The sequence below is a fragment of the Parahaliea mediterranea genome (assembly GCF_003402235.1).
Lineage (GTDB): Bacteria > Pseudomonadota > Gammaproteobacteria > Pseudomonadales > Halieaceae > Parahaliea > Parahaliea mediterranea.
In genome coordinates this window covers 197,802-217,113 of record NZ_QEWO01000003.1, presented here as the reverse complement: position 1 = coordinate 217,113, position 19,312 = coordinate 197,802, and the positions used below count along the sequence as shown (strand labels likewise).

Sequence of the window (19,312 nt, the reverse complement as noted above, 5' to 3'; positions counted from 1 at the left end):
GGCGTGGACAGTTGGCAAGGCACGCGTGACGAACAGCAAAGCAAGCAAGGCGGACAAAGCCATTATCGGTCTGGCAGCTGCGCTGGCTGCGGGGCCTGGCCTGGCCGGCAGCTGACGGGCTGAACCATTGGCTACAGGTAGCGTCAAACCCCCGGTTGTTACTGCAAAGGAGCCAGGACATGAGCATGGATGTAAAAGGACTGCTGAATCAGTTACTGAATGCCGGGAATACCCCGGCGAACCCGGCCGCCGGTGCTGGCGCGAACGCCGCCGGGGGCATGTCCGACATGACCAAGGGCGCGCTGGGTGGCGCGGTGGGCGGCAGCTTGCTGACCATGCTGCTGGGCAGCAAGAAGGGACGCAAGATGGGCACCAAGGTGGCCAAGGTCGGCGGCACGGCGGCCCTGGGGCTGCTGGCCTATAAGGTCTACAATGACTGGAAGGCATCCCAGCCTTCTCAGCCTCAAGGCTCCCAACCTTCTCAAGCCCCTCAAAGCCAGAACCCTTCAGCCACCAGCCCGGCGCAGGCCATTGCCCCGCCCGATACGCCCAAGCATTCCCTGACAGTGCTGCGCGCCATGCTGGCGGCGGCGAAGGCCGATGGCCACGTGGACGATGCCGAGCAGGCGCGTATTTTCAAAGCGGTGCAATCGATGGGGGCGAACCAGGAGGTCTCTGCCTTTGTTGATGCCGAGCTGTCGAAGCCGCTGGATGCGGCCGACATCGCCCGCGGCATTGACTGCCCGGAGGAAGCGGCCGAAGTGTACCTGGCCTCGGTGCTGATGGTGGACGAGCAGAGTTTTATGGAGCGTGCCTACCTGCAGGCACTGGCGCGGGAACTGAAACTGGCGCCGGAACTGGTGGCGCGCCTGGAGGCCCAGGTGTGACGGCAGCCACCGTTTGATGCACGCGATGGACCAATAGCCCCAATACCCTCAATACGACCGACGATAACAACGAATGGAGAGCAAGCACTGTGTATACCTTTTGTGTAGAGAAAACCCTGGAAGCCCCGCTGGACAAGGTCTGGCAGGTGGTGTCTGACTTTGCCAACCTGGACTGGTTCGGCGGGGCCGAGCGGGTGGAGCAGGTGGGTGAGGGCGTGGGCCAGGTGCGGCGCATTTTCATGCCCGGCAGCGAACAGCCGGTAGAGGAAAAACTGCTGGCGCTGGATCACCAGCGGCACAGCCTGGAATACCAGGTGCTGGAAGGCGGCGTGAACGTGATGCAGGACTATCGCGTGGTGGCGAGCCTTGAGCCAGCGGGCGATGGCACCGCGGCGCGCTGGGACGCCAGCTTCAGCGGCGTGGCGGTGGAGGGCGTGGAGCCCCAGAGCATGATCGCCGTCATGCAGGATATGTACGGCGGCATGCTGGATGCCATTGCCGCCGAGGCGCGGTCCCGCTAGCGCCCTGGCCCTACATCTGGGCCAGGGTGGTTTCCAGTTCGTTCACCATGTTGCTGAAGACCTCCAGGGCCGCGTAAATCGGCTCGGGGGTCGTCATGTCCACACCGGCCCGCTTCAACAGTTCGATGGGGTAGTCGTTACTGCCGGCGTGCAGCATGGCCAGGAAGCGATCCCGCGCCGGTTTCCCTTCAGTGAGAATGCCCTGGGCGAGTGCGTTGGCCGCCACGAAAGAGGTGGCGTACTGGTACACGTAGAAGTTGTCGGTGCGCAGGAAGTGGGGAATCCGGCTCCATTCGCTGGCGTTTAGCGGGTCCACGCTAACGGCCTCGCCGTAGTAGGTGTTAAAAACATCGGCGTAGAGGGCGTTCAGGCTGTCCTTGTTCAGGGCCTCTCCGGCTTCTACTTTGGCGTGAGCCTGCATTTCAAAGTCGGCGAAGGACGCCTGGCGGAAGAAGCCGCTGCGGAACTGGTCCAGGTAGTTCTGCAGCAGGTAGGCCTTCTCCTGCGGGGTTTTGGCATCGGCCAGCATCTTCTGGAACAGAATGGCCTCGTTGGTCATCGAGGCGATTTCGGCGATGAAGGTGCGATAGCTGCCGTACACATAGGGCTGGGTGCTGCGGGTCATGTACGAGTGCAGCGAGTGGCCGTATTCGTGGGCCAGGGTGGACACATCGTTGAGCGTACCGGCGTAGTTCATCGACAGGTAGGGCTTGGAGTCGTACATGCCCCAGGAGTAGGCCCCGCCGCGCTTGCCGGCGCTCTCGAAGGCGTCCACCCAGCCCTCGTCAAAGCCCTGCCAGTACAGGGCAATGTAGTCTTCGCCCATCGGTGCCAGCGCATCGGCCACGATCTGTTTGGCGTCTTCATAGTCGATATTGTCGTAGGTGGATTCCACCATCGGGGCGTACAGGTCCCACACCTGCAACTGCTCGTAACCCAGCGTTTTGCGCCGCAGTTCCAGGTAGCGCTGCAGGGGCTCTGCGCCTTCGCGGGCCACTTTGATCATGTTGTGGTAAACCGCCTCGGGAATGGCGTTGGTGTACGTGGCGGCGTGCAGGGCGGAATCAAAACCACGGGCCTTGGCCTCGAACACCCGGCCCTTTACGTGGCCTTCGTAGTTGGCCGCCAGCATGTTGCCGTGCTTTTCGTATTCGGTGAACAGGCCCTTCCAGGCGCGCTCCCGGTAGGTGCGGTCGCGGTTGCTGAGGGCCGCATTGTAGAGGCCCTTGGTGAGGGCGACGGTCTCGCCGGCGTCGTTTTCAATGTCGCCGAAGTTCAGGTCGGCATTGTCGAGGGCGCCAAACACGCTGCTGAATTTGCCGAGTGGGTCCGACGCCATGGCCAGCAGGGTTTCCTCCTGCTCTGTGAGGGTGTAGGGCCGCATGCGCGACTGCTCGTTGAGGAAGTGGCGGTACACCTGCAGGCCCGGGGTGTTGCTGATCATGGCATCGAGCTTTTCTTCCGGGATGGCCACCAGCTCCGGGGTGAGGAAGGCGGTGGCCGTCTGCAATTCGGCGTTCAGGCCCTGGGCGCGGGAGAAGCGCGCGCTGGCCTCGCCCTCGCGCATGTCCTCGAAGGATTTCAGCCCCGCGTAAACGTAGATGCGCCCCAGCAGCCGCGACAGGGTTTCGTACTCCTGGATGGCGGCCAGCAGGGTGGCGCCGCTATCGCCCAGGTGGCCCTTGTAGGGCGCCATGGCCGGCAGCGCCTCCTGCAGGCGTTTCACGTCTGCCTCCCAGGCATCGCTGCCGGCATACATGGCGCTCAAATCCCATTTGTACTGCGACGGGATGTCCGCGCGCTCCGGCGCCTGGGCCAGGGCCGGCAATGCGGCGGCGGCCAGTGCCAGGGCCAGCAGGGATTTTCTGAAGGGAGTGATCAGCGCCATGGTGCTCTCCAGCGGGGGTGTTTGGGTTTACTGGTTCAGGTGCGGGGTGTTGCCCTTGACCAGTTCGGCCGCCCAGCTCTCCAGCAGGCGGAAGGTGGCGGTGGGGTCCTGGCGCTTCATGTCCAGCAGTTGCATTTCGGGGCCGGTGCCTACGTTGATCTCCTCAACGCCTTCGGCAAAGCCATCGGCAATTACCCGGGCGCAGTCGGCCACCGGCATGCCGGCTTCGATGGCCGGGTCTTCCACCCCGGTGGGCGCGCCGCTGCCGGTCAGGGCGTTGTGAGCGACAGGGGTGCGAATGGAGCCAGGCACGATGGTGGTTACGTTTAATCCCAGGTGGGCGATTTCCACCCGCAGGGCGTCAAAAAAGCCCATAACGCCGTGCTTGGCGGCGCAGTAGGCGGTGCGCATGGGCGAGCCCACCTTGCCGGCCACGCTGGAGGTGACCGCCAGGGTGCCGCTGCCCTGTTCCACCATCACCGGCAAAACCTGCTTGGTGAGCGCGATCTGACCCAGCAGGTCTACCTTGATGATCTTGTGGTAAACCGACATATCGGTGTCCAGGCAAACCGAGCGCTGGGACATGCCGGCGTTGTTCAGCAGCAGGTCGATACGGCCGAACTGGTCGCGCACCCGCGATACGGCGGCGGGCATGGCGGCTTCGTCTTCCAGGTCCAGCGGCAGTACCAGTACCGCCGCCGGGTCTGCGCCGGCGGCGATGCAGTCCTGCTGCACGCTTTGCAGCTGCGCCTCCCGGCGTGAAGACAGCACCAGTCTGGCGCCGCGACGGGCGGCCTCGGTGGCGAAGGCGGCGCCGATGCCGGAGGACGCCCCGGTCACCCAGACCACGGCCTGGTCAAAGTTGAATTGCTTGTTGGTATCAGACATGGCTATTCCTTGCGGCAGGGCCTCAGCCCTGGCTTTTCAGTTTCTCGGCGTGTTGCCGGGTCAGTTCCAGGTAGCGTGGGGTCAGGCCCACGTCCTCGTAGATGGGGTCGCCCTCTTCGTCGCGGGCGATGACTTTGCTGCCCTGTTCGTAGGGCAGGTGGGAGACCACGTCGTCCAGGGCGGCGGAAAGCAGCTCGGTGATGATCTGCTCCCGGGTGCGGCGCGGAAACATTTCCGCCAGGGCCTCGATGCGCGCAGCATCGCCAATCGGCAGTTGTACGCTGTAGCGTTCCTCGGACATTTCACCCAGCGCTTCGTGGGTCCACTGTGAGACCAGTTCCCTGATATCCATGGTTACCTCCTGTACCGTCCCTGCGCTGTTGCGCCTGTGTGCTTAAATCCTAGCACGGTTGCTGCGGGCGGTGGGGGCGCGGCATCGTCTATGCTTGCAGCTAGGGGCACAGCCCGGCAATCTGCTACCGTGGGGAACCCGTGGCGGGCGCAGAAGGTCTGAACCCGTGGACACCAGGAGGATGCCAATGAGCACAACCGAACCGGACGATAACAATTTGCAGGCCACGCAAGACGGCGAGGACAGCATGCGCGCCATGCCCGAGGACAAACTCGGCAACGAGGGGGCCACCCGCGGCGCGCACCGCAAGGCCGGCTTCCCGGTAAAGCCGGTGCTGGTGGTGGCGGTCATCGTGGTCGCCCTGGCCCTGATCTTCTACCCGCGTGGCGAGCCCGACGCGCCGGTGCCGCCCGAGACCGCGCAAGCGCCGGCACCGGTTGCCCCGCCAAGGCCGGTGGCAGAGGATATTCCGGCCAAGCCGGAGCCGGCGCCGACCGAGCCAACCCATGAAGAGACCGCGCCGGAGCCGGTTGAGCCGGCCCTGCCCGAGCCCCAGGACAGCGACCCGCTGGTGCGTGAAGAGCTGGCGGAAGTTGGCGCCAGCGGCCAGTTGCAGGGCTTTACCGAAGGCGAGCACCTGCTGGAGCGCATGGTGGCACTGGTGGATGGTGGCAGCCGCGGCGTATTGCTGCGCAAGATCCTGCCGATGAGTGCGCCCGAAACGCCCTTCCCGGTGGAGGAGGTCGACGGCCAGCTTTATATGGCCCCGGCGGGTTATGACCGCTACGACAGTTACGTGGATGCCGTGCTGGCGCTGGATACCGCCGCCATCGTGGACAGCTTCCACCGCCTGCGCCCTCTGTACGAAAAGGCCTACGCCCAGTTGGGCCTGCCGGCGGAGGATTTGGACAACGCGTTGATCGCCAGCCTGGATCGCATTCTGGCCACGCCTGAGATGAGTGAGCCGCTGGCGCTCAAGCACGATTCGGTGATGTACAGCTACGCCGACCCGCAGTTGGAGGCCATGAGCCCCCTGCAGAAACAACTGCTGCGCATGGGGCCGGACAATACCCGGCGCCTGAAGGAAAAAGCGCAGCAGATTCGCGCTGCGCTATTGAACCCCTGAGGGCGGCGCGGCGCTTTGAAAAGGCGTTAAAAGCACCGGGCCCCTGCCGCCGGTGAAAACGGCGGCAGGGGCCCGGCTTCGCTACTGGCCGAGCGGTATCAGCTGTAGACCGCCACGATGTCCTTGATGGCGTCGCTGATCTGCCCGGTGCGGTAGTTGCCCAGGCGCTCGCGCACCTCGGCGGGGGTGTCGTAGCTCACCGTCGCCCCGGCGCCGGCAAACATGATGGCGTTGGGCAGCAGGGGGTGGTCGATGTCGTCGCGCACCTCCAGCTCCACCGGGTTGCCCGCCGCGGCAAACCAGCGCTCCAGGTATTCCTTCCAGCTCAGGTTTTCATCGCCAATCAGGTAGGCCTTGCCGCCCTCGCCATTGTCCAGTGCGCCGGCAACCGCCTGGGCCACGGATTTTGAGGTGATGTGATTGGTGCCGCCCTTGGGGGCAAACACCGGCATATCGGGAATGTGGCCGGCGGCGTAGGCCACCAGGGCGCCAATGTGGGGGACTTCCGTGCCCGGGATGTGGCCCAGCACAAAGGGCAGGTCCAGCGTGCACACGGTGAAGCTGTCGCTGTTCAGGGCGCGCACCGCCTTGTCGGTGTTGGCGCGGGAGGTGACATAGGGGCACTCGCCAATGCGGTGGGCCGCCACCTGCGGGTAGAAGGTGCCGATGTACACCACCTTGCCGATGCCGGCATCCCGCGCTGCCGCCAGCGCGCGCGGCACCGCCACGTCGTTGGCTTCCTTGTACACGGCCTCCGGTGTTTTCGAGCCATCCATCGGCACATTGCGGATGTCTGCCGCGGCGGAAAAGACCAGCGCATCAAAGCCCTTCAGGCGGCCGTCGGCCAGGTCGTCGTTGATGTAGTCGCCAGCCAGAAAGGGCAGGGCGGCCAGGGCGGGGGCCTGGGGGGGCTTGCGCGACATGATGGTGACGTCGTGGCCCTGTTCGGCCAGGTGCAGGGCGGCGTCGCCGCCGATGAGGCCGGAGCCTCCGATAACCAGTACTTTCACGGGGTTTCTCCTTGTGGCGCCGCCGGCTCAGGGCGCGGCGCGGTGGGCGGATAATCTGGGCCACCCAGCTTAACCAGCCGCGTTGGGCGGAGGTAGGCCGTTGCGCCGCTTTTCAGTTCACCTCCTTGTACCTGTGCTGATCTTGGGCCGGCCTTGTGCCGGCCGGGGCGCCAGTTGACACCCGGGCGCGGCTGCCACACCCTTTCGCTTCCCTTGCGAATGGATGCGCTCATGCCGCCCCTCGAATTATCCCTGGCTATTGTTCTTGTGATCGGCACCCTGTGCCAGTGGCTGGCGTGGCGCATACGCCTGCCGGCGATCCTGTTCTTGCTGCTGGCGGGTCTGCTGGCGGGGCCGGTAAGCGGCTGGCTGGACCCAGACGCAGTGTTCGGCGATTTGCTGATGCCCATGGTGTCCCTGTCGGTGGCCATCATCCTGTTCGAGGGCAGCCTGACCCTCAACATCAGCGAGATACGCGGCGTGGGCCGCGTGGTGCAGCGCATGATCTCGGTCGGCGCGCTGGTCACCTGGGGCGTGGTGGCCGCCGCCACCCGCTTCCTGTTCGACTTCTCCTGGCAGGTCAGCGCCCTGTTTGGCGCGGTGGTCATCGTGACCGGGCCCACGGTGATTGTGCCCATGCTGCGCTCGGTGCGCCCCACCCGCAAAGTGGCCAACATCCTGCGCTGGGAGGGTATTGCCATCGACCCCATCGGCGCCCTGATGGCGGTGATGACCTACGAGTTCATCCTCGCCAGCGCCGAGGGCGAGGCGCTGGGGCATGTGCTGCTGCTGTTCTTCCAGACTGTCTTCGTCGGGCTCGGGGTGGGGCTGGCCACCGGCTATGTGCTTGGCAAACTGCTGTCCCGGGACTGGCTGCCCGAGTACCTGCACAACATGGCGTCGCTGGCACTGGTGCTGCTGTCCTTCAGCGCCTCCAACGCCATTGCCCACGAATCCGGCCTGCTCACCGTGACGGTGATGGGCATGTGGCTGGCCAACCAGCGCAATGTGGATATCCACCCCATCCTGAACTTCAAGGAGCACCTCAGCCTGCTGCTGATTTCGGTGCTGTTTGTGGTGCTGGCCGCGCGCATCGACCTGGACCAGCTGGCCGAAATCGGCTGGAACGCCGTGTGGCTGCTGCTAGCCCTGCAATTTCTGGCGCGCCCGGCCAAGGTGCTGGTGAGCACCCTGGGGCTGGACGTGAGCTGGCGCGAGCGTGGCCTGCTGGCCTGGATTGCGCCTCGGGGCATTGTGGCGGCGGCCATCTCCGCCCTGTTTGCCGATAACCTGGTGGCCATTGGCTACGAAGAGGCGGCCCTGCTGGTGCCGCTCACCTTCACCATTATTATTGGCACCGTGGTTCTGCAGAGCGCCACCTCCCGCTTTGTGGCGCGGGCCCTGGGGGTGACAGAACCCTCGCCGCGGGGCTTTCTGATTGTGGGGGCCAACGCCTTTTCCCGCGCCGTGGCCGAGGCGCTCAAGGAGCACGACTTCCGCTGCGTGCTGGCGGACTCCAGCCGCGAGGACATCCGCGCCGCGCGCCTGGCGGGCCTTGAGACTTATTACGGCAACCCCGTTTCCGAACACGCCGAAATACACCTGGACCTGGCCGGCGTGGGCGGCCTGCTGGCCATGTCGCGCCAGCGCTACGTGAACGTGATTGCCGCCATCCACTACCGCCAGGACTTCGGCCCCCGCCGCATCTACCGCCTGGCCTCCGACCTGTCGCGACGCCAGTCCGAGAAGCACCAGGTGACCCAGGGCTATCGCGGCAGCCAGCTGTTCGGCGAGGAAATCACCTACGGCGATGTCATTCGCCGCATCAACCGCGGCTGGGAAATCCGCAGCACCCGCCTCACCGAAGAGTTCAGCTGGGAGCAGTACCGGGTCAAACACGGGGAACACTGCCTGCCCCTGTTCGTCATCGACGGCAAGGGCTGGATTACTCCCTTCACCGCGGAAGACACCCTGGAACCCACCGCCGGCTGCACCGTACTGGCCCTGCTGCCGGATGAGCCGCCGGTGGCGTAGAGGGTGCGTAGGGGGTGCGTAGGGGCTGGCGCTTTGGGCAACGGGTTGCGGGGTGTATAGGTCAGCATTATCGGGTTCATAAATCGGAATGATTTGAGCGCGCCGATGGCCGGGATTTACGATTCAGTGTTCATGAATCGGAGATATCTACTATGTCCCAGGGTCTGAAAGCACTTTTTGCAGAACGTGCCGGTTCCGGCGAGCCCTTTGTTTTTCCAGGCCCCGACGTTCCCATCGTATTTAATTTTGATCAGGGCCTGGCTGCGCCGGAAACCTTTCCCATCGACCAGTTACTGCGGCTTTCCCGTAAAATTTTTGACGAAGATGGCAGCAGCCCGCTCGACTATTTTGACCCCCAGGTGGGTTACGAGGAGCTGGTGTACGGCAGCCGGCGCCTGCGCGAAGCGCTGGCCCGCCGTTACTGCCTGAAGCACCGCCAGGGCATGGCGGCGAGCAACTTCATCCTCACATCGGGCTCGGTACAGGGTATCGCTCTGGCTGCTGCGGCCTTCATCAACCCGGGTGACACCGTCATCGTGGAAGCGGCCAGCTTCCCTTACGCCATCAGTTACTTTGAAGCCGCTGGCGCCAACATCGTTTGCGTGCCGGTGGATGAGCACGGCATGGATGTGGACGCCGTTGAGCGCGTTGCCAGTGAAGTGACTCGCCAGGGGCAGAAGCTGAAGCTGGTCTATACCATCTCCACTTTCCAGATGCCCACGGGTGTGGTGATGTCGCTAGAGCGTCGCGAGCGTTTGCTGGCGCTGGCGGAAACCTTCGACTTCATCGTGCATGAAGATTACGTGTATGGCGAGCTGCGGTTCGAAGGGCAGGCGCTGCCCTCGTTGCTGAGCCTGGATACCCGTGGCCGGGTCATCCATGACAACTCGTTCAGCAAAACCCTGGCACCCGGGTTGCGGATCGGCTGGATGACTGGCGATGAGGCCATGATCAACGCTATGGCTTCGGTGCGCCAGGATCTCGGCGTCAGCCAGTGGATGGCGCGTCTGGCGCAGGCCTTCCTCGACGAAGGGCTGTTTGACGAGCACCTCGACAACGTCAATGCGATCTACCGACAGAAGCGCGACGTCGCCATAGAGGCGGTACAGAAGCACTGCGCAAATTACCTCAAGTTTCGAAAACCCGAGGGTTCGTTCTACCTGTGGCTGGAAGTGGACCAGCGCGTCGACTGGGAGCGGGCCGCACACCTGGCTGCGCAGGAGGGCATCTTCTTTCGGCCCGGCGAGCGGTTTGAAACCGCAGGCGATGGCCGCCGCTTTATTCGCCTGGCCTATGGCCGGGTGAGTCACGAGGTCATTGAGGGCGGTATTGCCAAACTCGGGGATATTCTGGATCGCTGCGCCAGGGATTGCGCCTGATGCCGGCATTGCTCATCGATGGACTGGCCTATCCCGAGTGCCCACGCTGGCATGAGGGCCATCTCTGGTTCTCAGACCAGCACGCGGGATACGTTTACTGCGTGACAGAGGCAGGACAGGTGGTGGAGTCCTTCTCGGTGCCGGGCGGGCCATCGGGCCTCGGCTGGCTGCCCAGTGGCGAACTACTGGTGGTTTCCATGGCCCAGAAGCGCCTGTTCCGGCGCGGGGACGACAAGCGCCTGAAGCTGCTTGCGGAACTGGGCGATGTTCACCCGGGCGAGAGCAACGACCTGGTCGCCGCGTCGAGCGGTGCAGCCTACATCGGTAACATCGGCTTTGACTTCAACGCCGGTGAAGCCATGCGAACCACCAACCTGGCCCGGGTGAGTGCGACCGGTGAGGTCAGTGTCGCCGCATCGGAGCTTATGGTGCCCAACGGCAGCGTGATTACAAGCGATGGCAAGCAGCTACTGGTTGCAGAATCCTGGGCCCACAGAATTACCGCCTTTGACATTGACGATAGCGGACAGCTCCAGGGGCGACGCACCTGGGCGGCGCTGGGCGAGCATGTGCCGGATGGCATTTGCCTGGATGCCGAGGGTTGCATCTGGTTTGCCTCGCCGTTTGCCGGAGGTGTGTTCCGGGTGCGTGCCGGTGGTGAGATCGTGGATGAGATACGCGTGGAAAATGGCAATGCCTATGCCTGCGCACTCGGGGGCAGCGACGGCCACAGCCTGTTTGTGTGTGTCGCGCCAGATCACGTCAGCGAGCGGACGCTGGCAGAGCAGTCCGGGCATATCCTGAGCCACCGGGTGGCGGTACCCGCGCCGGCAGGGGCAAGTGAGGCTGCGGCACACTAAAGCATGGGAGGTCAGCGGTGATCGAGAGCATCAATCCGCCGGGCACTGAATTTGCCGGCATGAGCCAGGCCATCCGGGCCGGGGAGTGGCTGACACTCGCCGGCCAGGTGGCATTGTGCGACGGGAAGGTGGCCGGGGTTGGCGACCCCTATGAGCAGGCCGTCCAGACCTTCAGGAATATTCAGGCCATCCTGCAGCAGGCAGCGGTGCCGGTAGAGCGCCTGGTACAGCTTCGGTGTTACCTGACAGACCGGGCGCATTATGCAGACTATGCGCGGGCCAAGCGTGAATGCTTCCCGCACATTGCCCCCGCCAGCACCGTGGTGATAGTCGATGGCTTGCTGCTGGAGGAACTGCTGCTGGAGGTGGAGGCAGTGGCTTTTGTTGGCGATCTGGCGTAGGGCGCAGAACCTGGGGAACAGCGCTTAGGAAATGGGGAAGCGAAAACAGTGAATAAGGACCTGCGATGGAAAAGGTAATCGTCCCTTTCTGGTTGGCAACAACCGCACCGTCTGACGATGACGGGCGGATGTCCCCCAGGGAATGGCTGGCGGAACTCACAGCAGAACTGGCCGCCGATAGCGCAGTGCACACCCTGAGCCTGTGCATTGTCGATGCCGCGGTTGCCCCGGCCAGCAGCTACCGCATGAACACCCTGTTGCCAGAAGCAATGGATGGTGCCTTGGTCGTCTGGCTGGACGCCGCTGACCACCTGCGCGAATACGACAGCCGCTTCAGGCGTTATTTCCGGCGCTTTCATGGCTATGTCGTCTGTGAATCGGACAGGTTGCCCCAGAGCCGCGCGCAGCGAAAAGTCGGTGAGCGCATGCCAGGCATGAATGAAATCGTGCTGCTCCAACGGCCGGACCGCCTGAGTTTCGAAGCATGGTTCAGCCTGTGGCAGGACTCGCATACCCAGGTCGCCATCGACACCCAGTCCACCTACGGCTACCGGCAGAATCTGGTGGTGCGCGCGTTGCACAATGATGCGCCGGTGGTGTCTGCCATCATCGAGGAGAACTTTCCAGAAAAGGCATTGCACGGCAGAATGGCGTTTTACGATGCCGATGACGACGAGCGCCTGTACCGGCAGCGAGAGGATGCAATGATGGAGAGCTGTGCCCGCTTCATCGATTTTGACCGGATCGACTGCATCCCCACCAGCGAGTATGTGCTGAAATAGCACCTGAGCCCGTCGGCCCGGCCTGGCGGGCGAGGTGTACGGTAAGGGCAGCCGTTCCTGTTCGGCCCGGGAGGTGAGCCCTGTTATCCAGAGACCTGCAAAAAACCGACCTTAACCTGTTCCTGGTGTTTGCCACCATTTACCAGGAGCAGAGCATCACCCGGGCGGCGGATGCCCTGCATGTATCCCAGCCGGCGGTGAGTGCAAGCCTGAGCCGGCTGCGCGAAAAATTCAACGATCCGCTTTTTGTGCGCTCCCGCAATGGCGTGTCGCCAACGTCACTGGCGCACAACCTGATTGGCCCGGTGCGAGAGGCGCTGCAGGCGCTCGACCTGACCTTCAAGGAGGCCGAGCGCTTTGACCCCGCAACGTCACAGCGCACCCTGACGGTGAGTATGGGAGACCTGGCGGAAGTGCTGTTTTTGCCGCCGCTGGTGGCCAGGCTGCATGCGCTGGAGTCGCCCATGACCGTTCACAACGTGATGGCGCCGGATCATGAAATTCATGATCGCCTGGCTTGTGGCGAGTTGGATTTCGCGGTGGAGTACTTCCACATCAATGAAAGCCACCTGAACCGCCAGTTGCTGCTCAGTGACGACTTTGTTTGCGTGGTTCGGGATGACCACCCTGTGCTTACCAGGGATTGGCACCTGGATACCTACCTGGGAATGAAACACCTGCTGATATCCAGTCGGGCCCGTGGCGAAGGCCTGGTGGATACGGCGCTGCATTTGCAGAACCGCACCCGGCACAACTCCGTCAGGGTGCAGCACTGCCTGGTGGCCCATCAGATGCTGCGCCGTAGCGAAGCCTGCCTGACGGTGCCCAAGGCCTTTGTAACGCACTGCCTGGGGCGCGAAGGTTTTGCGGTGTTGCCGCTGCCTTTCGATATGCCCCGCCTGGAGCTATGGCTGTACTGGCACGCCAACAGCGAACGCAGTGCAGCGCACCGTTGGGTGCGGGATATGATTGTGGATTCAATGAAACAATAAGCGGTGCTGATAGGGCTCATAAACGAAAAGTATTTCCGCCATGCGCAGGTGAGCCGGTAGGCTGACCGGGACACTCGAACGATATAATAAAGAGCCTGCACCCATGAAAAAATCGTGTTCCCTGTATTCACTATGCACACTGTCCAGTGCTGTTCTGCTGGCCTCACTGGGTTCAGATCCTGCCTGGTCCCAGCTGGAAGAAGTGGTGGTTACCGCGCAGAAGCGGGAGCAATCCCTGCAGGAAATCCCCATATCCGTTACCGCCTTTGATGACGTGCAAATTGAAGCCCGGGGCATTACCGATGTGCGGGACCTGGCCTACGCCGTGCCCAATGTGCAGATTGTCGAATCGCCCGCCGGCAGCTCCGGGGCGACCATCTCCATCCGGGGCGCATCAACCATCAACCCGGCGATTACCTGGGAGCCCACGGTCGGGATGTATCTTGACGGTGTATTCCTGGGCAAGAACCTCGGCGGCATTTTCGATATTGCCGAGTTGCAGCGGGTGGAGGTGCTGCGTGGGCCACAGGGTACGCTCTACGGCAAGAACACCACCGGTGGCGCCATCAACTTCATTACCCGGCCCCCCGAGTCGGAATTTGGCGGCCGGGCAGATGTTTCTGCGGGTAACTTCGACTACCAGCGCGCGCGGTTTCGCATCGACAGTGGCAAGCTGGGTATGTTCTCGGCCAGCCTCTCCTATGCGCAAACAGAACGCGATGGCTTCTATGAAAATCGCGACTTCGACCCGTTCAATGGGGCCAACCCCTTCGTCAACCCGCGCTCCAGTGACGAATTTGCCAACCTGGACAGCACCGTTTGGCGCGCCGATCTGCTGCTGGAGCCCACTGACACGGTGAGCCTCCGCTATGCCTATGATCGCAGTGAACGCGACCAGTTGACCCAGAAGGGCCAGCTGACCGATGTGAATGAAGCGGTGTTCGAACTGCAGGGGCTGGGTTTTCTGGCCGATCTGCTCAGTGCTTACGAGCGCCCGGTGAATGACAATGCCGGCTGGATCAGCAATGACCGGGCTTCCACCGAGCGCTCTGAGCTGGATGGCCATACCCTGACCATCGACTGGATGGCCGGGGACTGGGGGTTTATGGGCGATGTATCGTTGACCTCCATCACCGCCTTTCGCGACTTGGCCTACGACGATAAGCTGGATATCGACGGCTCCAACATGGACCTGTTCCACGCCGAACGCCATGTTGACTATGAGCAGTTCAGCCAGGAATTCCAGCTGAAGGGGCAAACCGCCACCCAGTCCTACGTGATCGGCCTGTACGCCTTTGGGGAGCAGGCGGATGTCGTCAATCCCATCTCGTTCTTCGGGTTGTTCGGTTCTCCCACCGATGTGAACGAGTACGGCATGGACAACAAGAGCTACGCCATCTTCGGGCAAACCGAATGGACGCCCCGCGCGGTGGAGCCGCTGACAATAACCGCTGGGCTGCGTTACACCGAGGAAGAGCGCGATCAGTACATCTTTCATCCCAACACCTCCACCGGCGGGCAAGGCAGCTTCGATGAGGACGACTCAGACACCTGGAGCAACGTGTCGGGCGCGTTGTCCGCCCGCTGGGCCTTCACCGACGATATCAGCGCCTATGTGCGTGTGGCCCAGGGCTGGAAATCCGGCGGCTTCAACGGCGAAGCACCATTCCCCGAGGCCTTCCATGCCGGCTACGACGAGGAAGAAGTGCTGTCCTATGAGGTGGGGCTGAAGTCGAGGCTGTTCGACAACAGGCTGCAGCTGAACCTGGCCGCCTTCCAGACCGAAACCACCGACATGCAGGTGTCAGTGTTCCTTGAAGGCAGTGGCGGTGCGGCGTCCAATGTACAGAATGCCGGTGAAGTAACGGCCCAGGGCCTTGAACTGGAGGTGGCATGGCAGGTGGTTGAGCCGCTGCGGCTGGCGTTCAACTATGGTTATCTCGACTCCGAGTACGACAGCTTCATGGAGCTGGGCGTGGATGTGAAAGACCAGAAAGATATTCCCTTCGCCCCCGAGAACAGTGCCAGCGTGTCGCTGGATTGGCGGGTGTTTCAACAGGGCTGGGGCAAGCTCAACTGGCACGTGGATTACAGCTATAACGACGACTATGTCCCGTACATTGAACCCAGCCAGAACCTGACCAGCCAGATTGACAGCTTCACGTTGCTAAATAGCAGTTTGATTCTCAGCGATATCCCCTTGTCGGGCGATACCAGCCTGCAGCTTTCACTGTGGGGCAAAAACCTCACCGACGAAACCTACCGCCAGACAACCAACCCCTTCGGCTTCTGGACGGTGAGCTTCTATGGCAACCCGCGCACCTATGGGCTTGAAGCGATGCTGCGTTTCTGAAGAGCGTTCTGCGACGCAAAACACGATTGGGGTTCAGCTATGCAACAAGTGCAGACAGACAGCCAGGCAAGGGAGGCACTGCTTGATGCCGCCCAGGCCATGCAGGGTACATTGCGCGCCCGCTCAGCAGCCTGCAATGCCGGTCGATCGGTGCCGGCAGAAACCATTGAAGACTTCAGGAATGCCGGTTTTTTCCGCATGCTCCAACCGCGGCGCTACGGTGGCCTTGAACTATCGCCGTCGGTGTTCTACGAGGTCAACCTGGCGCTGGCCAGGGCCTGCCCGTCGAGTGCCTGGGTTATGGCGGTGGTGGGGGTTCACAACTGGCAACTCGCCCTGTTCGATGCGCGTGCGGCCGAGGATGTGTGGGGAGACGAGCCGGCGACGTTAATATCGTCCTCCTATGCGCCGGTCGGGCGCATCCGCGCTGTGGATGGCGGCTATCGGCTAAGTGGCAAGTACAGCTTTTCCAGCGGCTGCCAGCACTGCGACTGGGTGATGCTGGGGGGGATTGTGCCCGATGCCGAGTCGGGGGCGATGGACATGAAAAACTTCAGGACCTTCCTGTTGCCCGCCGCCGACTACCGCATTGAGGAAAACTGGGATGTCATCGGCCTCAAGGGAACCGGCAGCCACGATGTGGTGGTTGAAGACGCCTTTGTACCCGCCTATCGCACCCACGGCATCATGGACGCCTTTCGCTGCGATAGCCCGGGTAATGCGGTGAACAGCCAGCCGCTGTATCGGCTACCCTGGCAGCAGGTGTTTGTGCGCGCGGTAAGCAATGCCACCCTCGGCGCCTGTGAGGCAGTGCTGGATGAGTTCATCAGCCTGTGTGACGCGCGGGTCGTGATGGGCCGCAAACTGCGGGACGATGATCACGCCAAAAACCTCATTGCCAGGGTGAGCAATGAACTGGCCAATACCCGCTGCGTGATGCATGCACATTTTGACCAGATGTTGCAGCTGGCCACTGCCGGGCAACCCATACCGGTGGCCGACCGGGTCCGCTATCGCTATGAATCCGCAGCCATTGCGCGGCGCTGCCTGGACCTGTCGACCGACATGCTGACCCTGTCCGGCTCCGCTGGCATTCGCCAGGACAGCCGATTGCTGGCACTGCACCTGGACATCCTGGCGAGTCAGGCCCATATCGCCAATTACACCGTGCCCCTTGGCATCAATATGGGTGGCACCTTGCTGGGCGGCGACACAAGCGACTATGGCATCTGAAGGATGACTGCATGATGAAAGAAGCGGTTCAGGGGTTTCTGCCCGAGGGGCAGTACATCAGCTGCGCGAACGGCCAGACCATTCACTACCTTGAATCAGGCAGCGGGCCGGCCGTGGTCTGGCTGCATGGCTCCGGGCCGGGTGCCACCGGGTACAGCAACTTCAAAGGCAACTATCTGGCGGTGGCAGAGGCTGGCTTTCGCTCTATTGTGGTGGATCATCCGGGCTTCGGGTTCTCCTCGAAGCCGCAGGACGTTGATTACACGCTGGCGTTTTTTGTCACCTGTCTGAAGCAGGCCCTGGATGGCTTGGGAGTGCAGCGTTGCGCGCTGGTCGGCAATTCCCTGGGCGGGGCGATTGCCATTGGCTTTGCCCTGGCCTATCCCGAATGCGTCGACAAACTGGTGTTAATGGCACCCGGCGCCTGCAGCCCGATGAGCGAATACCAGACCATGCCCGGCATCAAAAAACTGTTTGAGGTTTACGGCCGGGGCGCTGCGTTGACCGAAGGCGATATGGCGGAACTGATCCGTGAGGGGCTGGTGCATGATGCCAGGCATGTCACCGACGATTTGCTGGGTGAGCGTATGCAGGCGATGGCCCTGCAGAACAGCCACCTGATGGCCACCCTTTCTATTCCGGAACAGATTGACTGCCTGAAGGACATTCGCTGCCCTGTCCTCGGGTTCTGGGGCATGGACGAGCGCATGATGCCAGAGAGCGGCATCATGAACTTTGCCCGCAACTGCCAGAATATGCGACTGGTGCTGCTGTCGGAATGCGGGCATTGGGTGATGGTAGAGCATGAGGCCGTGTTTAATCGCTACTGCGTGGATTTTCTCCGCAACGGTTAGCTCAAAGCGGCCAGCCCCAGCCCGGTGTTAGCCAGTTTGGCTAGGCTACCCGGTCGTTCACCTCGCCATCGCCGTAGCAGGCCAGCAATAGCACCTTTTCCAGCGCCACCCGGAGTGCTTCGTTGATGGGCAGGTCCTGCTGGCCAAGTGCATAGTCCAACTGTCGGACCTTTTCCTTGCCATCGGACAGGCGCGGTGGCGGGCTGGCCTCAAGGTTGCTGATGGCGACAAGATGCGCAGCGGGCCGGGCCTGTTTGATGGTTCTGCAGACGGACAGGCGGGCCTTGCCTTGCTTGTCGCTGACGCCGGCGGCGCCGAACATGCGGCACAGGGCTGGGCGCCGGTGGTAGATGCCACATTCCCCCCGGCTGCCGTCCAGCGTGTGGCGCACGAAGTGAATGCAGGCAAAGCCGGAGTAGCCCTGCAGGCTGGCCAGGGTAGGTTCTGCCTGCCCGCGGTCGTAGATATCCAGGGCCAGGGGCAGCATCTCCAGCGGCGTGGCTGCCACCTCCGGGTTGTTGCAGCAGGCCCCGCAGCCGGGTGTGCAGCCAAGCCCTGCCCGGCGCTGGTAGCCGCCGTAGGTCATCTCAAGTTCTTCAAAAACAGCTTCAACAAGACGCGCAAGTTCCCGCAGCCTTTGCATACAGACTCCGCAAATAAAAACGCCAGATACACTGAAAAAGTAAAATGAAACAGTACGATAAAACAGAAAGCCGCGCCGGATGCCGGGGAGCCCCGGCCGGCGGCGAATCATAGGGCCAGTGCGGTGATGCTGGCAATAGGGCGCGCGTGGTTCTCTGATCAAGCAGCGATTGCGGTACGCAAATGACCTACGGCGGCAGGTGCTTCTGTGTCCTGCGCAGTGCCGTGGATTTGACCTGCTCGGCGCTGGCGCGCATACCCTGCGCAATGCGCTCAATGTCCGCGCCAGTCAGTGACTGTTTCAACGAGCCTGCGACCAGGCACATCGCCGGTGTGTCGTCATACAGGAAGATCGGCACAGTGAGGGTGTTGACCGGGTACGACTTGTCGCTCTGGATCTTGTCGAGAAGGTAGGGCTCGCGGCACAAGTCCTGTTGATACTGTTGGCTGTGTTCCTCCTGCTGGTTCAGCCCCCAGTGTTCGTAGGGCTCTGACAGCCGTTGGATCAGCACTTTCTCTGCCTCGGTCCGCAGGGTGACTTCATAGCCCCGCGAGCGGATGTTGATCAGCGCAATACGCAAGGACTTGTCGAGTGCCTCGCTGTAGCCGCCCGGGCCGCTGTGCGCGCGTGTCAGCCACGCCTCCATTTCGTTTGTGGGCGCGAAGGCCGCAAAGCAGGCCGCTATGGGGGCTGTGTTTGGCAGGCGCAGCCCTAGCTGGAATGCCTCTGATATCCCGGACGTGTTGCCATAGTACGCCAGCAGAACCTGTTGGCGATTGGCAATGGCTGTCACTGCCATGCCGCAGCCAATTTCACTGGACAGCTTCTCAAACACCGGGCGTGCGTATTCGAGCAATGGAAAGCGAGCCAGGGCTGAATTGGCGGCGGCGACGATGGAGGGCCCAAGCCGATAGGATTTGTTGCGTGGATGCTGAACCAGAAAGCCGTACTGCGCCATCGTCATCAAGATTGCGTGACAGGTGGCCTTGTTCAGGTTGAGGCGGCGCGTTATCTCCGTCAGGCCAAAGGGGCGATAGGGATTTGCCATGAGCAAATCCAGTATCGACAGGGCCCGAGCCGTTGGCGGTGAATACAATGTCATGCGATTG

General features: G+C 62.5%; 18 protein-coding genes. 12 read left to right on the top strand and 6 right to left on the bottom strand.

Features of this window, described 5'->3' with window-relative positions; all coding sequences use genetic code 11:
- Positions 1-179: 179 nt before the first annotated feature.
- Together DDZ17_RS10350 and DDZ17_RS10345 are read left to right on the top strand one after the other, a co-directional pair.
- A complete protein-coding gene (locus DDZ17_RS10350) occupies positions 180-887 on the top strand; it encodes a tellurite resistance TerB family protein (RefSeq protein WP_206613517.1) in 708 nt (235 codons plus the stop codon).
- Between the two features lie 89 nt (positions 888-976).
- Positions 977-1,408 carry an SRPBCC family protein gene (locus DDZ17_RS10345; RefSeq protein ID WP_116366549.1) on the top strand — a complete coding sequence of 144 codons (432 nt, stop codon included), beginning with the start codon at positions 977-979 and terminating at the stop codon, positions 1,406-1,408.
- A 10-nt stretch (positions 1,409-1,418) separates the two neighbouring features.
- Here the strand turns inward: DDZ17_RS10345 and pepF are convergent, their stop codons facing one another.
- The 3 genes from pepF to DDZ17_RS10330 are packed head-to-tail and all read right to left on the bottom strand — an operon-like array spanning position 1,419 to position 4,536.
- A complete protein-coding gene (pepF, locus tag DDZ17_RS10340) occupies positions 1,419-3,296 on the bottom strand; it encodes an oligoendopeptidase F (protein ID WP_116366546.1) in 1,878 nt (625 codons plus the stop codon).
- Between the two features lie 27 nt (positions 3,297-3,323).
- On the bottom strand, positions 3,324-4,184 hold the full coding sequence (locus tag DDZ17_RS10335) for an SDR family NAD(P)-dependent oxidoreductase (RefSeq protein ID WP_116366544.1): 861 nt from the start codon (positions 4,182-4,184) through the stop codon (positions 3,324-3,326).
- A gap of 22 nt (positions 4,185-4,206) precedes the next feature.
- Positions 4,207-4,536, bottom strand: coding sequence for a type 1 pili tip component (locus tag DDZ17_RS10330; protein ID WP_116366542.1), 330 nt, complete (start codon positions 4,534-4,536; stop codon positions 4,207-4,209).
- Positions 4,537-4,723: 187 nt separating this feature from the next.
- Here DDZ17_RS10330 and DDZ17_RS10325 point away from each other — a divergent pair, with 187 nt between their 5' ends.
- Positions 4,724-5,662, top strand: coding sequence for a DUF3014 domain-containing protein (locus tag DDZ17_RS10325; protein ID WP_116366540.1), 939 nt, complete (start codon positions 4,724-4,726; stop codon positions 5,660-5,662).
- A gap of 98 nt (positions 5,663-5,760) precedes the next feature.
- On the opposite strand, the gene DDZ17_RS10320 is transcribed toward DDZ17_RS10325, so the two are convergent.
- Positions 5,761-6,672, bottom strand: coding sequence for an NAD-dependent epimerase/dehydratase family protein (locus DDZ17_RS10320; protein ID WP_116366538.1), 912 nt, complete (start codon positions 6,670-6,672; stop codon positions 5,761-5,763).
- 231 nt (positions 6,673-6,903) lie between these two features.
- On the opposite strand from DDZ17_RS10320, the gene DDZ17_RS10315 reads away from it, so the two are divergent.
- From DDZ17_RS10315 to DDZ17_RS10275, 9 genes are all read left to right on the top strand, one after another.
- Positions 6,904-8,706, top strand: coding sequence for a cation:proton antiporter (locus tag DDZ17_RS10315; protein ID WP_116367251.1), 1,803 nt, complete (start codon positions 6,904-6,906; stop codon positions 8,704-8,706).
- A gap of 152 nt (positions 8,707-8,858) precedes the next feature.
- The gene (locus tag DDZ17_RS10310; RefSeq protein ID WP_116366535.1) at positions 8,859-10,085 is read left to right on the top strand and encodes an aminotransferase-like domain-containing protein; all 1,227 of its coding nucleotides are present in this window, start codon (positions 8,859-8,861) and stop codon (positions 10,083-10,085) included.
- Positions 10,085-10,945, top strand: a complete 861-nt coding sequence (locus DDZ17_RS10305; protein WP_116366533.1) for an SMP-30/gluconolactonase/LRE family protein — start codon at positions 10,085-10,087, stop codon at positions 10,943-10,945. Before DDZ17_RS10310 ends, DDZ17_RS10305 begins: the two co-directional genes overlap by 1 nt.
- Before the next feature lie 17 nt (positions 10,946-10,962).
- The gene (locus DDZ17_RS10300) at positions 10,963-11,346 is read left to right on the top strand and encodes a RidA family protein (protein WP_116366532.1); all 384 of its coding nucleotides are present in this window, start codon (positions 10,963-10,965) and stop codon (positions 11,344-11,346) included.
- Positions 11,347-11,474: 128 nt separating this feature from the next.
- Positions 11,475-12,128, top strand: coding sequence for a hypothetical protein (locus DDZ17_RS10295; protein WP_116366530.1), 654 nt, complete (start codon positions 11,475-11,477; stop codon positions 12,126-12,128).
- Positions 12,129-12,208: 80 nt separating this feature from the next.
- On the top strand, positions 12,209-13,120 hold the full coding sequence (locus DDZ17_RS10290; protein WP_338322794.1) for a LysR family transcriptional regulator: 912 nt from the start codon (positions 12,209-12,211) through the stop codon (positions 13,118-13,120).
- A gap of 103 nt (positions 13,121-13,223) precedes the next feature.
- Positions 13,224-15,473: a TonB-dependent receptor gene (locus DDZ17_RS10285; protein ID WP_116366526.1), complete on the top strand. Its 2,250-nt coding sequence runs from the start codon at positions 13,224-13,226 to the stop codon at positions 15,471-15,473.
- A 39-nt stretch (positions 15,474-15,512) separates the two neighbouring features.
- The gene (locus tag DDZ17_RS10280) at positions 15,513-16,706 is read left to right on the top strand and encodes an acyl-CoA dehydrogenase family protein (RefSeq protein WP_116366524.1); all 1,194 of its coding nucleotides are present in this window, start codon (positions 15,513-15,515) and stop codon (positions 16,704-16,706) included.
- Between the two features lie 14 nt (positions 16,707-16,720).
- Positions 16,721-17,560 carry an alpha/beta fold hydrolase gene (locus DDZ17_RS10275; protein ID WP_116367250.1) on the top strand — a complete coding sequence of 280 codons (840 nt, stop codon included), beginning with the start codon at positions 16,721-16,723 and terminating at the stop codon, positions 17,558-17,560.
- Between the two features lie 40 nt (positions 17,561-17,600).
- On the opposite strand, the gene DDZ17_RS10270 is transcribed toward DDZ17_RS10275, so the two are convergent.
- Together DDZ17_RS10270 and DDZ17_RS10265 are read right to left on the bottom strand one after the other, a co-directional pair.
- The gene (locus DDZ17_RS10270) at positions 17,601-18,203 is read right to left on the bottom strand and encodes a YkgJ family cysteine cluster protein (RefSeq protein ID WP_116366522.1); all 603 of its coding nucleotides are present in this window, start codon (positions 18,201-18,203) and stop codon (positions 17,601-17,603) included.
- Positions 18,204-18,390: 187 nt separating this feature from the next.
- Positions 18,391-19,305: an IclR family transcriptional regulator gene (locus DDZ17_RS10265; RefSeq protein ID WP_116366520.1), complete on the bottom strand. Its 915-nt coding sequence runs from the start codon at positions 19,303-19,305 to the stop codon at positions 18,391-18,393.
- Between the last annotated feature and the right edge of the window lie 7 nt (positions 19,306-19,312).